Here is a 13,718-nt window from a genome sequence, read left to right on the forward strand (position 1 = left end):
GCGAAATCCCCTCGAGACACCTCGGAATATGAAATCATTTCACGCCGGATCACGAACCCGCTGTCGTGAGTTCTCGCTGGCGTACCGTCCCCAATCCCGTTCGGTGGCTCTTGCTCTCGATCGGGTCGTTACTCGCGCGACTGGGGGTGATCGATCCCCGCCGCGCCGAGCGAACGACCGATCTCGCCTGGCCGCGGATCGTGACGGGGATCGCTCGGATGTCCAAGTCCGCGGCCGACGTCGCGATGGTCGGGATCGCTCTCGGTCCGGCGGCCATCGCAGGGGTCGGGCTCGCGGCACCGTACTGGGGGCTGGCGTTCGCGATCGGCGGCGGCGTCGCCGGCGCGACGATCAGTCTCGTCTCCCAGCGCTACACGGGCGGGACGACCGACGGACTCTCGCTTGCGGTGACAACCAGCGCCGTCGTCGTCGCTGCACTCACCCTCCCGCTTGCCGCCCTCTACTTGACGGTCGCCGAACCGTTGATCGCGCTCGTCGGGAACGACGCGGCCTCGATCGCCTACGGCGCCGAGTATCTGGCCGTCGTCGCCCTGGGTGTCCCCTTCGCCGCGTTGAACCTCATCGGGAGTCGCACCCTCGTCGGCGCCGACGACGCGTGGACGCCGATGATGTTGCGCGCGGGCGGTGCGGTCGCCAACGTCGTCCTCAACGCCGTTCTGATCTTCGGACTCGAGATGGGCGTCGTTGGCGCGGCGATCGGTACAGTCGTCGCCAACGCCCTCGTGTTAGTCGCGTTCGGCGTCGGCTTCACCGTCGGCTGGCTGCCAGGGATCGGCGCGTTCCCCGTCACGATCGACCGCTCGCGGCCCCACGCGACGATCGCCGACGCCCGCGACGTGATCGACATCGGGACGCCGCTCGTGTTTACGAACGTCGCCCGCCGGGCCGCCCAGTTCCCGATGCTCGCGATCGTCGCGCTGTTCGGTCCGAACGTCCTCGCGGCCTACGTCGTCGCCCGCCGCGTCAGGGACCTGATGGACACACCCGGCTGGGGGTTCTCGCTGGCCTCGAGCAGCCTCGTCGGCCAAGAACTCGGCACTGGTGACGAACGGGCCGCCGACACCTACGGCCGCGAAGTGCTCTGGTTCGGCACCGCCGTCTACCTCGTCAGCGCGGGGCTCGTCCTCGTCTTCGCCGAGCAGGTCGGTCGACTGTTCGTCGACGATCCGTCGATCCTGCCGCTCGTGACGACGTTCATCGCGGTCGCCTGCGTCAGCGTCGTCTTCCGCGGGATCAGCGGCGGTGCGACCGGGCCGCTGCGGGCCAGCGGCGACACGCGCTGGCCGTTCTACGGCCAGGTGCTCGGGCTGTACGTCGCCGCAATCCCCGTCGCCCTCCTCGGTGCGACAGCTGTTCCGATTCCGTACGTAGAGACCGTGACACCGCTCGGTATCGGCGCGCTCTATGCCGCATTGATCCTCGAGACGCTCGTTCCCGCCGCCGTCACCTACTACCGGTTTGCGGCCGGCCACTGGAAGGCCATCAGCCGCGCGTACCGTCCGGAAGGGGCGGCGAGTGACTGAGACGGTCTCCTGTCGTCACTGCCCGCCGATCGCCGGCCCTCGAGGGAGCGATCCACGGAGCAACCCGCCGACCGCGTTATAAGCACACCGGAATGGATGATTTTTTCACACGGAATGTCGAATAGCGTGGTATGGCTGCCCATGGCTTTCAGGGGGAAACAGAGTCCGGAACCGGGACCGGACGGGGTGTCTCGCTTCCCGACGCGATCCCGTTCGATCGAGCACAGCTGACACGACTGAGCTGGGAGCTCGGGTCGGACGTCGTCGACGACGAGGAAGCAACACGACACAGCGAGTGGACACACACGGGACGCCGGTGGGCGCTTTCGATCTTCCGGGTGACGAGCAACACCGTCGTCATCCGCGTCCGGACCCCCGTCGGCCGGGAGCGATTCTACGGCGCCGCCGAACAGGACCTCGAGCCGGCGCTCGAAGGGCTCGAGTCGGAGAGCTGCTGGAACCGACTCGATCGGTGAGTTCGAAACGAACTCGTTCGTGGCACAACGGTTACAAGTCTGCTACTGGTTCCAGATGGTATGCCACGACTTGCCGACACCGATCGCGAGCGCATCGCTGCCCGCTTCGATCGCCATCTCGAGGTCGGACTCCACCACGGCGCCCAGCTGGCCGTCTACGTCGACGGCGAGCGGGTGTTAAACCTCGCGGGCGGGGTAACCGGCCCCGGCGGTGAGGCCGAGACGCCGGAGACACGCCACATCGTCTTTTCGTGTACGAAGCCATACGCCGCGGTGACGCTTCACTCGCTGGTCGACGACGGGGAACTCGCCTACGATGACCGCGTCGTCGACCACTGGCCCGAGTTTGCCGACGAGGGGACGGCAAAAGCGGAGATCACGGTCCGGCAGGTGTTGAGCCACACTGCGGGTCTCAACCAGAGCGAGATCGACGACCAGCCGGACGTCTGGACCGACTGGGAGGCGGTCGTCGACCATCTCGAGGGAATGGAACTCAACGACGAGCCTGGTGAGGTGCCGGCCTATCACGCGCTGACGTTCGGCTGGCTCGTGGGAGAACTCGTCGGCCGGGTATCGGGGACGCCGATCGAACAGGCGGCCCGCGAGCGCGTCTTCGAACCGCTCGGGATGGACGACACCGGTATCGGGCTGCGCGAAGACGAGGACGACGACGTCGCGACGCTGGTCGGCTTCGAGCCGTTCGACCGCTGTCGCGACCCCGGTGAGGGACTCGGTGCGAACGCCGAGGTCGCGGCGCCGTTCAACGACGAAGCGCTCCACCGGGCGGTGATCCCTGCCTCGAACGGCATCGGGACCGCCGCCGACATGGCTCGTTTCTACGCCTGTCTGGCCAACGGGGGCGAACTCGAGGGGACCCGGCTCCTTTCGGAAGCGACCGTCGACGCGATGACCACACTCCAGGCCGAGACCGATGCCGACGGCACGCTCGGCCGCGAGGCACGGTTCTGTCTGGGGTTCTGGAAGGGCGGGACGACGGTTGCACCCTACGGCTCGCTGTCGCCGCCACACACGTTCGGCCACGCTGGACTGGGCAGCAGCGTCGGCTGGGCCGATCCCGAAGAAAACGTCGGCTTCGCGTACGTCACGAACGGGGTCCGTGACGGCTCCTACGAACACGTCGCTCGAGTGAACGCGCTCGCGGACGCGGTCCGATTGGCGATTCGGTGAGACGGATCCCATCGTCCGTACCACGCTGCCCGAACGAACCCGATCGGGCGACGGCCGGCCTACGGCGACGGCTCCCAGTTCTCGACGGCGACCGTCTCGCCTTCGGGGATCCCCTCGCGGTCGTCGTCGACGACGACCCAGCCGTCTGCCAATGCGACACTCGAGAGCACACCAGAGCCGCTGGCTCGCGTCGGCGTCGCCGTAAACCGCGGCTCGCCGGGCTCGAGGGCCGCCTCGTCGCGCTCCTCGAGTTGGACGCGTGCGAACGTCCGGGTTCCGGGTTCGCTCGGGATCTTGCGCTCGAGGCGGGCGTTCGTTGTCGGATGGGGGGCAGGGTCAGTCCCCTCGAGCCACGCCAGGACCGGCCGAAGGAACTGGACTGCGTTGACGATACAGGCGACGGGATACCCCGGCAGGGCGATGACGGGCGTCTCCTCGACGATTCCGAGACAGACGGGGTGGCCGGGCTTGAGCCCGACGCCGTGGACGACGACCTCGCCCAGTTCGTCGATCACCTCCGGCAGGAGGTCCCGCTCGCCGACCGAAGAGCCGCCGGTGGTGACGACGACGTCTTTGGTCAGGTCGCGCTGGATCGCCACGCGCAGCGACTCGAAGTCGTCGGTGACGACGTCACGGTAGGTCGCCTGCCCGCCCCATCGCTTCGCCAGCCGGGAGATCGTGAGTCCGTTGGTCTCGATGACCTCGCCCGGACCCGGATCGCCGTCGACGAGTTCCTCGCCGGTCGGAATCACGCCGACCGTCGGCTGCCTGGCGACCGCCACCTCGGCGTAGCCCGCAGACCGCAGGAGGCCGAGATCGGACGGCCGGAGCCGGTGGCCCACGTCGTAGAGTTGCTGGTCTTCCTCGACGTCCTCGCCGATCGGCGCGACGTTTTCCCCTTCGGCGACGGCGTCTTCGACCTCGAGTTCGCCGACCGACTCGAGTTCCGTGACGTGTTCGATCATGACGACGGCGTCGGCGCCTTCGGGGAGGGCGCTGCCGGTGTGAACACGGGCGGCCGTCTCGGGGCCGACGCTGGCGTCGTCGCCGGTGCCATCGGCGACCCGCAACACCTCGGGTGAGCGTTCGCTGGCCCCGAACGTGTCCGCGGCGCGGACGGCATAGCCGTCCATCGCCGCCCGCTCGTAGTGGGGGACGTTCCGTGCCGACGTGACGGGCGCGGCGAGCACCCGGCCGTCGGCGCGTTCGACGTCGATCCGTTCGGTTCCGACGGGCGGTGTGTCCTCGTCGTCACGATCCCCCACGACTGCCGTTTCGAGTATCCGACGCGCCTCGTCGACCGGCGTCCGTTCCTTGAACCCGGCCGTCTTGCGCTCGCTATCGGCTCCGTCCATACCTTCACTCGGGGTGGCGGACGGCAAAAGCGTGGGGGACCGAACGGAGTGTGAAGCGACCCCACACATGTATTGGCGATCGGCCCGGAGCTACGAGTAGGGATGCCAGCCACGCACATCGACCCGGTCCTGCTCGCGATCACCGCGGCGGGTACCGTGGCGGTCGTCTTCTTCTGGTACGGGTTCGGTGAGTTGCGGACGGCCAACCGCATCCTCCGTTCGGGACCCGCTGCTACCCTCGAGGCGCCGACGGACGGACGGGTCGAACTCCGCGGCCGCGCGCGGCCGATCGACGACGATCGGACGCTTCGCTCGCCGTTTACCGACACGCCCTGTCTCGTCTGTGAGTACTGTGTCGAGGAAGCACGCACCGTCCGCAACGAACGCCACTGGGTGACTATCGCCTCGGGCGTCCAGTCCGTCCCGTTTCGACTCGAGGACGACGCTGGAACGGCGTTAGTGACGACGCTCGACGCCGACTTCCGGCTCGAGGCCGACACCCGAATCGACGTGCCTGGGGGGACGGAGCCGTCGGCAGAGATCGCTCGCGCGCTCGAACAGAACGCCATCGAGCGTCGGTACGAGTCGGCTGCAACCGCGTCGGTCGGTCGCGTCTCGGCGAACGACCGGCGGGTCCGTGAGCGACTGCTCGTTCCCGGCGACGACGTCTCCGTCCTCGGGACGGTTCGAACCGATTCGGCCGCCCTGTGGGAGACGAGGCCGGTGGATGTCGTCGTCGGGGCCCCGGATGCGGCGCCATCGCCACGTCTCAGCGATCGGCTCCGGGATCTCTTGTTCGACGATCCGGTCGTGATCTCCGACGACGTCGACCGCCAACTCGGAGTTCGTGCTGGCGCGTACGGTGTCAGTGCCATCACGATCGCACTCGTCGCCATCACGGTTACCGTGGCATCGTTCGTCTGATCGTCGGCAACACTCGAGGTCGTCCGCGCTCTGCCGGCTGGACTCGAGGCCGTTCCGGCGACGGCGACCGGCACACCCCACGTCGTCACCCCCCGAATCGGCCGCTACCGCGGGCTTTTTCGTATCGGCGTTCGAACCAGTACCCATGTCAGCGCTTCGCGACGCACTGCGGGACCTCTCCGAGGACGTCTTCTTCGATCTGCTCGAGAGCGAGGACGCCTATCTGCTCGTCCTCGACGTCCCAGGTGTCTCGGCCGACACGCTCGAGTTGGCCATCGAGGACGGGCGCATCTCCATCGACGCCCATCGGGAGAAAACACCCGAGGGCGATTATCGGTATCTCGAGGAGAACCGGTCGCTGTTTCTCGATGTCGACCTTCCACTGCCCGACGACGCGGTCGGAGAGCAGGCAACGGCGAGTGTCGACCGCGGCGTCCTCGAGTTGACAGTTCCCAAGACGTCTGCAAGCAGCGAGACGACGATCGACGTCGTCGACGGCGAGACGGAGTAACGCGAGGTGACAGAGGCTGGTTACCCTCCGTGCGTACAAGCGGTTCGTCCTCGTGGCATGGCAGTTTCTCCCGTTGTTGCTCGCCTACGCCCGTGACCGGCGTCGCTTCCTGCTGTTTGGCCGCTCCCGAAAGGTAGGTCCCGAGACCCATCGCAAGCGGGCGGAACTGTTGCTCGAGTCGCTGCTGACGCTTGGGCCTACGTTCATCAAGCTCGGTCAGTTGCTCTCGACCCGGCCGGACGTGTTGCCGCCGGCGTACATCGACGTCCTCGCGTCCCTGCAAGACGACGTTCCGCCCGCCGAGTGGGACGAGGCCAGACAGGTCCTCGAGGAGGAACTCGGTCCCGTCGAGGACAACTTCGACGAGTTCGAGACCGAGCCGATCAGCGGCGCGAGTCTGGGACAGGTCTACCGGGCGCGGCTCGATCCGGAAGCTACCGACGTCGCCGAACCGACCCGTGCCGACGGTGCCGGCCGCGAGGTCGCCGTCAAGGTCCGTCGACCGAGCATCGAGGAACTCGTCGCGGCCGACCTACGCGTGATCAAGTGGTCGCTTCCGTTCCTGTTGTACTTCGTCGACGAATCGCGTGCGTTCTCGCTCGAGAACTTAGCCGAGGAGTTCTCGAAGACGATCCGCGAGGAGATGGACTACGAGCGCGAAGCCGAGATGCTCCAGGAGATCCGGGCCAACTTCGCGGACGACGATCGATTCGTCATCCCCGATGTGATCGAGAGTCATTCGGGACCCCGCGTCCTGACCATGGAGTACGTCGAGGGGACGAAGATCAACGACGTCGAGGAACTCGAGCGCAGGGATATCGACCGGACGCGGGTCGCACAGAACCTAGAGCGGGCGTACCTACAGATGATCATCGACGACGGCGTGTTCCACGCCGACCCACATCCGGGGAACCTCGCAGTGACCGACGACGGGCGGATCGTCTTCTACGACTTCGGTATGTCAGGGCGGGTCGATCCGTTCGTCCAGGAGAAGATCATCGACTTTTACGTCGCCGTCGCAAACGAGGACATCGACGCGATCTTGGACGCCTTGATCGAGGTCGGGACGCTCAGTCCCGACGCCGACCGTGGGGTGATGGCCGAAGTGATGGAGATCGCCATCCAGGACGCCCGCGGCGAGGACGTCGAACAGTACCGGATCAACCAGATCATCGGCCAGATCGAGGACTCGATCTACGTCTTCCCGTTCCGACTGCCGAAGAACCTCGCGCTGGTCATGCGGGTCGCGACCGTCGTCGAGGGGGTCTGTGTCACCCTCGATCCCGACTTCGACTTCATCGAGACTGCGACCGACTACCTCATCGAACAGGGGTACCGCGAGGAGTCGATCCGCCAGTATGCCCGTGAGACGGGCAAACAGCTCCGCGATACCGGCCAGTCGCTGACGCGGCTCGCACCCAAAACCGAGCGCACCCTCGATCGGCTCGAACGGGACGACCTCTACGTTCGTATCGGCCTCGAGGACGAAGAGGAACTCTTCCAAGACCTCGCCAAACGGCTCATCTACGGCATGTTGCTTACGATGTCGCTGTTTTCGATGGGCGTTCTCTACGCCCTCGAGGCGCCGGAGGCGTCGATCGTCGCGGCGGTCTTCTCGCTTATCGTCGTGATCCAGCTCTATCGCTCGTTTCGCGAGCCGAAATCGATCCGAACGAAGCCACAGTTTACCCGTCAGAGCATGCGTCAGCGACGCGGCGAGGAGTAGGTTCTTTCGGCTGCCCGCCGACTACCCGGTATGGAGTACGATCGGCTCGCCGACCTGTCACTGTCGATCAACGCGGTGTCGACCGACCGTCTCGAGCGTGAGACGTCGAACGGGCGCCGTGTCACGACCGAATTCGTGCTGTCGGGTCCCGGGACGCCCGGGACGGACGGAACGAACACGGTCGTCGGTCGCGGTGAAGACGTCACCTACGACACGGACGAACACGACGCACTGGCCGTCTCGGAGCTCCCCGACCTGACCGGCGAGTACACGGTCGAGTCGTTTGCCACACGCCTCGACGACGTCGACCTGTTCCCGGCGGGTGCACCCGACCGCGACGTGTTCCGAAACTACCGACGCTGGGGGCTCGAGGCCGCGGCGCTGGATCTCGCGCTTCGCCAGGCCGGGACGGACCTAGCGACTGCTACCGGTCGCTCGCTCGAGCCGATCCGGTTCGTTACCAGTACTCGACTCGGCGAGCCACCGACGACCGACCGCCTCGAGACGCTACGCGGGCGGGTGCCCGACCTCGAGTTCAAACTCGATCCGACCCCGGCATGGGACGACGACGTCGTCACGGCGATCGACGAGACAGTCGGCGACGACGCGGTCGCGATCCTCGATCTCAAGGGTCAGTACGAGGGAACGACGGTCGACGTTCCGGCGGATCCCGATCTCTACGAACGGGTACTCGAGGCGTTTCCCGACGCGATTATCGAGGATCCAGCACTGACGGCGGAGACGCGACCGCTGTTCGACGATCCCGACGTTCGTCGGCGGGTCTCGTGGGACGCCCCGATCCACGGCGTCGGCGACGTCGAAGCCCTGCCGTGGGAGCCCGACTGGCTCAACGTCAAACCCTCCCGGTTCGGGTCTCTGGAGTCGCTGTGCGAGACGATCGACTACTGCGAGGAACGCGGAATCGACCTGTACGGCGGCGGCCAGTTCGAACTCGGTGTCGGTCGCGGCCAGCTCCAGACGCTGGCAGCGCTGTACTACCCCCAGGGGCCAAACGACATCGCCCCGCGGGCATACAACGACGCCTCGGTCGGCGACGACCTGCCGACAAGTCCGCTCGATCCGCCAGCCGACCCGCAGGGCTTTCGGTAACGTCTCGTCCGGACTGCTGTACCGCGTCCCGCCGATCGACAGGTGGGGTCGGCGAGCGTCGGGAGGACGACAGGAGACCGTCTCAATCGGACCGATCGTTCCGACACGGCCCCCACAGCGTCGTCGGTGACGTCTCGTCCCCGTCCGCTCGTTTGACGTCACGCCAGAGCTCGAACCCCCCGTAGCGATCCGCTTCGAGCAGCCGATCGGCCAGCTCCGGCGCCACCGAAACGCGGCCACACTCCCCTTCGACGAAGAGGCCGTCCGGGCCGAACGAAAACTCGACGTCGTAGTGAGCGACGGCCTCCTCGCGGCTCTCGAGTTCGGGATGGATCGCCTCGAGGACGTCCGCCACGTACTCGAGGGCGAGTTGCATCCCCGGGGCATCGGTCGTCTCAAGATCGATTCGGACGATCGGGACGTAAACGGGGCGTTCGGTCTCGCCCTCACGGTGGCTGTCGACGACGGCGATCCGGCGGACCGTCGGGGACGTCGAGAGATGAGAGCCGGTGCCGGGTGCGAGGGTGTCGGCGAGACGCGTCTCGAGGTCGCGCGCGAGCGCGCGTCGATTATGTGTTCGAGTTCGCCAGCGGCGCCACGCGACCAGTCCGAGCCCGGTTCCCGCGACGACGAGGAGGCCGGCGATGGCGAAGCTACCGATCATCGGGACTGTTTTTCGGGCCAGTCAGTCATACGGTTTGCTGTAGTCAATTTCGACCGGCGCCGGCGCGTGCTTTCGCGCTACCGATCGAAAGGGGGATAATCGTTTCAGCGGCGCGAACGGTCGCCGTTTCGGCCAGCGTCCATTCCAAACGGTTTATGACCGTCGGTTGATTACGCCGGGACATGGCGAAACAGCAGACAGAAGTTCGCGACCTCCAGGAAGGCAGCTACGTGATGATCGACGACTCGCCGTGTAAGATCAACGCCTACTCCACGGCGAAGCCGGGCAAACACGGCAGTGCCAAGGCCCGAATCGAGGCCGAAGGCGTCTTCGACGGCAAGAAGCGCTCGCTCTCCCAGCCAGTCGACGCGAAGATCTGGGTCCCGATCATCGAGCGCAAACAGGGCCAGGTCGTCTCCGTCGACGGCGACGACATGCAGGTCATGGACTTAGAAACCTACGAGACGATCACGATGCGCATCCCCGAGGACGTCGATGTCTCGCCCGACGAGAACATCGAGTACCTCGAGATGGAAGATCAGCGAAAGATCGTCTAATGTTCCCCGGGGCGACTGACGACGGCGGGAGTACTGACACGACGGAGACTGCCGACCGTGGTGCGGACTTCGTGGTCGTCGGTGCGCCCCTGGACGTATCGACGACCTTTCAGCCGGGCACCCGCTTTGGGCCCCGGCGAATTCGGACGTTTGCAGAGCCGTTCGACGACTACGATCGACGAACGGACCAACACTTCTCCGAACTCAACGTCACCGACCACGGCGACGTCCGCGCGTGGGACGACACTGCTGAGTACCTCGAGTATCTCGAGAGCACGCTGCGAAGCGTCGTCTGGGACGACGCCGTCCCGCTGCTGCTGGGCGGTGAACACACCGTCACGCTGGCCGGCGTCCGCGCCGTCGAACCCGAGGTAGTCGTCTGTCTCGACGCCCACCTCGACCTCTATGAGGGATACGACGGCAACGAGTTCTCCCACGCCTCGGTGATGCGTCGCATCCTCGAGGTCGACAGTGTCGAGGAGATCGTCCTGCTTGGCATCCGAACGGGAAGCGAGCCGGAGTGGGAACGAGCGAGCCACGACGACGTGACGGTCGTCGAGCCCGAAGACGTCGCCGACTGGTCGGCAACGCGACTCGAGGACCGCGAGGTCTACCTGAGCGTCGACATCGACGCCGCCGATCCCGCCTACGCGCCGGGAACGGGAACGATGGAACCGTTTGGCCTCGAACCCCGTGAGATGCGCGACGTCGTCCGCGACGTAGCACCGCAGGCGAGCGGGTTCGACGTCGTCGAGGTCAACGACCGCGACGACGGACAGACCGCGTCACTCGCCGGGAAACTTCTCCGGGAGTTCGTCTTCGAACGCGCTGTCGCGGACTCGGGCTGACACTAGTGGCGGTCCACGCCTGAACTGATGGGTCGGATCCTGCGGTGTCGTCCGATTCGACCCATCAGTCGACGATTGGAACGGTACTAGAAGCCATCAGGTCACCGACATCCCGCTGTCTCCCGTCTCGTCTCACCAACAGCGAGTCACGCGACCGCCGAGACGACGTATCCGAGGGCGATCATGGCTCCACCGAGACCGGCCTGTTTGAGCGCGAGCGACCGCAACTGCGACTCTCGTTTCTCGAGGGTACCGACCACGACGGTCGGACGGTCGCCGCCGGAGCGTTGCAGGACGGGCCCGTCGCGCGTCTCCGCCAGTTCGCCCTCGATTGCGATCTCGTCGCCGTTGTCGACGACGGTCGCCTGATACCGGTCCGGACTCAGCGAGTTCCCGCCGATACTGAGCGAGAGGTTCGGATCGCCCAGCACGCCGTTCGTCCCGATCAGCCGGAGTCGTTCTAAGACCTTCGTCAATGGGTCTGGCTCGCCGAGTCGAACGTCGGTCTCGGGCTCGCCCAACTCGAGGGCGGAGTCGTCGAACGGATCGAACGAATCGGCCGATTGGTGACCGTCGTCACCCGCGTCCGGGAGGGTGTCGCCGTCGATCCGAACGTATCTCCCGCCGTGGCGGACGTCGAACTCACCGACGGCCAGTCCGCCGTCGGCAGTTCTCCACCGAGAGCGGCCGTTGCGGCCGCCCGAGACGTGGCGACGGACGCGCCAGGCGACGAGCGCCGGCCTGGCGGTCCCGTCGATCACGCCCTCGGGTGGCTCCCGCCGCGGCGCCGCGGGTTCGACGGTCGACACCGGTCCGGAGACGGTCGTCGCGTCACCGGCGGCCCCCGTCTCGACGGCCGGGGCTGTCTCACGGACTGCCGCGTACCGGCCGTACGTCTTGTACGCCTGGTAGAAGGCGGCGAATCCGAACAGTACGAGAGCCAGCGGGACGATCGCCGGGACGTCGAACGGAATCATATCGGAACTGGTCAACGAAGTGTAATAAAACGTCGTATCCGTCGTCGAACGGACCACGTCCCCATCGCGTCCCGGCTCAGCGGTTTTGCGCCGTCGCCTCGAGCGACCGTATGGGCGCGACCGCCACCGAACCGTAAACGACAGTCCTCGTTCATCGCGACGTTTCGGTCAGACACCGACAGTATCAGAACGGTTCGGAGAGGTACGCCTTGGGCACCGCGTTGCGAACCGTCACCAGCGGGTCGACGACCTGGCTGATCTCGAGGCCGCCGACCAGACTCGAGAACATGTAGGCGTCGGTCTCGTCGACCCCGTGTTCGGCCGCCAGCAGTTCGATCGCGTCCCGATTGGCCAGTTCGCAGGCCGCTTCGAGCGTCTCGGCACTCGCGACCGTCTTCCAGGCGTCGTCGGTCTCGATCAGTGGCCGCGCGACGTCGACGTCGGTCGCACCGCCGTCGATTACCTCGACGGTTACGTCGATCTCGGTGGCGATCTCGCCACCGGTGCCACACATCTCACCGTCGGCCATCGCGGCCTTGCAGTCGCCCATCGCGAACATCGCACCGTCCTGGAAGACGGGGAAGTAGATCGCGTTCCCCCCAGTCACGTCGGTCGTATCGAGGTTCCCGCCGTGGTCGTGGGGGACGAGCGTCGTATGCGACTCGGACGCGGGAGCGACGCCGATCGTCCCGATGACGGGTTCGATCGGCACCTCGAGACCCGTGTTGCTGAACTCGAGCGTATCGCCGTCCGCGTCGACAGGGGCCATCCGCGTGCGGGGCGCTTCGATCTCGTCGTGACCGTCGAGCAGGCCGAAGCCGTCGATGGTGACCACACGGCCCTGGTCTTCCGCGAGTCGGATCTCCTCGAGTTCGATCCGCAAGACGTCGCCGGGATCGGCCTCCGCGACCGCGATGGGTCCCGTCGCGGCGTTTACCTCCTCGGGGATCGACTCGATCACGTCCGACTCGTCCTGGACGGCCCCATCGAGGCTGTCTCGCGTCTCGATCGTTAGCTCCGTTCCCGACTCCACTGTGGCGATCGGCTCGAGATCGGGGGAGAACTCGTAGATAGCACCGTCCTCGTCGGTAATCGTTCGACGTGCCATACGACGATCTATCAACGGCCAAGATGGTAAAACGATCCCCCGATCGATCGGTTCGTCGTGCGGTCGTCGACACGAAGCCGGCCTCGGCGATCAGCATCCGTGAGAGTCACGAGCGGCGAGTAGTGTCCCCTACTGTTTTACTTATGTGCTACGTACTACCAAATGTATGTTCGGTAACATTCTCGTTCCGACGGATGGAAGCGAGGCGTCAGAACGAGCGGTTCCATACGCCGCCGAGTTGGCCGAGCGGTTCGACGCGACGTTGTATCCGATGTATATCGTCGACACCGACGCGCTCAGTCACGCACTGGGCTCCGAGCAGGTCGATCGACTCGATACGGGACAGTTCGGCGAGATGACGGAGATCCACGAACGAGCTGCCGAAGCGATCGAACGTGTCCGCGATCACATCGACAGCGAATCGATCGACGTCGATCCGGTCATCGAGGCTGGCGTCCCGTACAAGGAGATCACGTCTTTCGCCGCGGAGAACGATATCGACCTCATCGTGATGACCTCTCGCGGTCGCGGTGGCGTTACACGCGCGTTGCTTGGTAGCGTCACCGAACGCGTCACCCGAAACACACCTGTGCCAGTGATGGTCGTCGATACGGAGGACGACGCTTACGAGGTGGCTGAGCCTGCGGTCGAGCCAGCCTGAGACGGACTGCCGGACGTCGATACTGGTGCGACCCGACTGCCCTGAGGTGGGGGTATCGGTATCCGGCAC

The 13,718-nt window shown here is 66.0% G+C and carries 14 protein-coding genes; 10 read left to right on the forward strand and 4 right to left on the reverse strand.

All coding sequences use genetic code 11. The annotated features are described in order from the left end of the window. The first annotated feature begins 65 nt into the window (after positions 1–65). The 3 genes from RBH26_RS08630 to RBH26_RS08640 all read left to right on the forward strand — a co-directional run bounded on the left by RBH26_RS08630 (position 66) and on the right by RBH26_RS08640 (position 3,208). Positions 66–1,544, forward strand: coding sequence for an MATE family efflux transporter (locus RBH26_RS08630; RefSeq protein WP_306757804.1), 1,479 nt, complete (start codon positions 66–68; stop codon positions 1,542–1,544). A 131-nt stretch (positions 1,545–1,675) separates the two neighbouring features. Further along, positions 1,676–2,020, forward strand: a complete 345-nt coding sequence (locus RBH26_RS08635) for a hypothetical protein (protein WP_306757805.1) — start codon at positions 1,676–1,678, stop codon at positions 2,018–2,020. A gap of 60 nt (positions 2,021–2,080) precedes the next feature. Beyond that, entirely contained in the window at positions 2,081–3,208 is a 1,128-nt protein-coding gene (locus tag RBH26_RS08640) for a serine hydrolase domain-containing protein (protein WP_306757806.1), read from the forward strand. A 59-nt stretch (positions 3,209–3,267) separates the two neighbouring features. On the opposite strand, the gene glp is transcribed toward RBH26_RS08640, so the two are convergent. Continuing rightward, positions 3,268–4,563, reverse strand: a complete 1,296-nt coding sequence (gene glp, locus RBH26_RS08645) for a gephyrin-like molybdotransferase Glp (RefSeq protein ID WP_306757807.1) — start codon at positions 4,561–4,563, stop codon at positions 3,268–3,270. 102 nt (positions 4,564–4,665) lie between these two features. Here glp and RBH26_RS08650 point away from each other — a divergent pair, with 102 nt between their 5' ends. The 4 genes from RBH26_RS08650 to RBH26_RS08665 all read left to right on the forward strand — a co-directional run bounded on the left by RBH26_RS08650 (position 4,666) and on the right by RBH26_RS08665 (position 8,834). Then, positions 4,666–5,487 carry a GIDE domain-containing protein gene (locus RBH26_RS08650; protein ID WP_306757808.1) on the forward strand — a complete coding sequence of 274 codons (822 nt, stop codon included), beginning with the start codon at positions 4,666–4,668 and terminating at the stop codon, positions 5,485–5,487. 145 nt (positions 5,488–5,632) lie between these two features. Beyond that, positions 5,633–5,998, forward strand: coding sequence for an Hsp20/alpha crystallin family protein (locus RBH26_RS08655; protein ID WP_306757809.1), 366 nt, complete (start codon positions 5,633–5,635; stop codon positions 5,996–5,998). A gap of 76 nt (positions 5,999–6,074) precedes the next feature. After that, positions 6,075–7,724, forward strand: coding sequence for an AarF/ABC1/UbiB kinase family protein (locus RBH26_RS08660; protein ID WP_306757988.1), 1,650 nt, complete (start codon positions 6,075–6,077; stop codon positions 7,722–7,724). A gap of 30 nt (positions 7,725–7,754) precedes the next feature. After that, positions 7,755–8,834, forward strand: a complete 1,080-nt coding sequence (locus tag RBH26_RS08665; RefSeq protein ID WP_306757810.1) for a hypothetical protein — start codon at positions 7,755–7,757, stop codon at positions 8,832–8,834. A gap of 82 nt (positions 8,835–8,916) precedes the next feature. On the opposite strand, the gene RBH26_RS08670 is transcribed toward RBH26_RS08665, so the two are convergent. Continuing rightward, positions 8,917–9,498 carry a hypothetical protein gene (locus RBH26_RS08670; RefSeq protein WP_306757811.1) on the reverse strand — a complete coding sequence of 194 codons (582 nt, stop codon included), beginning with the start codon at positions 9,496–9,498 and terminating at the stop codon, positions 8,917–8,919. A gap of 182 nt (positions 9,499–9,680) precedes the next feature. On the opposite strand from RBH26_RS08670, the gene RBH26_RS08675 reads away from it, so the two are divergent. Together RBH26_RS08675 and speB are read left to right on the forward strand one after the other, a co-directional pair. Then, positions 9,681–10,055 carry a translation initiation factor IF-5A gene (locus RBH26_RS08675; RefSeq protein WP_306757812.1) on the forward strand — a complete coding sequence of 125 codons (375 nt, stop codon included), beginning with the start codon at positions 9,681–9,683 and terminating at the stop codon, positions 10,053–10,055. Continuing rightward, positions 10,055–10,903: an agmatinase gene (gene speB / locus RBH26_RS08680; RefSeq protein WP_306757813.1), complete on the forward strand. Its 849-nt coding sequence runs from the start codon at positions 10,055–10,057 to the stop codon at positions 10,901–10,903. Before RBH26_RS08675 ends, speB begins: the two co-directional genes overlap by 1 nt. A gap of 146 nt (positions 10,904–11,049) precedes the next feature. On the opposite strand, the gene RBH26_RS08685 is transcribed toward speB, so the two are convergent. Both RBH26_RS08685 and RBH26_RS08690 read right to left on the reverse strand, forming a co-directional pair. Then, entirely contained in the window at positions 11,050–11,880 is an 831-nt protein-coding gene (locus RBH26_RS08685; protein WP_306757815.1) for a hypothetical protein, read from the reverse strand. A gap of 184 nt (positions 11,881–12,064) precedes the next feature. Beyond that, complete coding sequence (locus tag RBH26_RS08690; RefSeq protein WP_306757816.1) at positions 12,065–12,988, reverse strand: acetamidase/formamidase family protein; 924 nt, start codon at positions 12,986–12,988, stop codon at positions 12,065–12,067. Positions 12,989–13,154: 166 nt separating this feature from the next. Here RBH26_RS08690 and RBH26_RS08695 point away from each other — a divergent pair, with 166 nt between their 5' ends. Further along, entirely contained in the window at positions 13,155–13,649 is a 495-nt protein-coding gene (locus RBH26_RS08695; RefSeq protein WP_306757817.1) for a universal stress protein, read from the forward strand. Positions 13,650–13,718 lie beyond the last annotated feature (69 nt).

It is taken from the genome of Natronolimnohabitans sp. A-GB9 (assembly GCF_030848565.1).
Lineage (GTDB): Archaea > Halobacteriota > Halobacteria > Halobacteriales > Natrialbaceae > Natronolimnohabitans.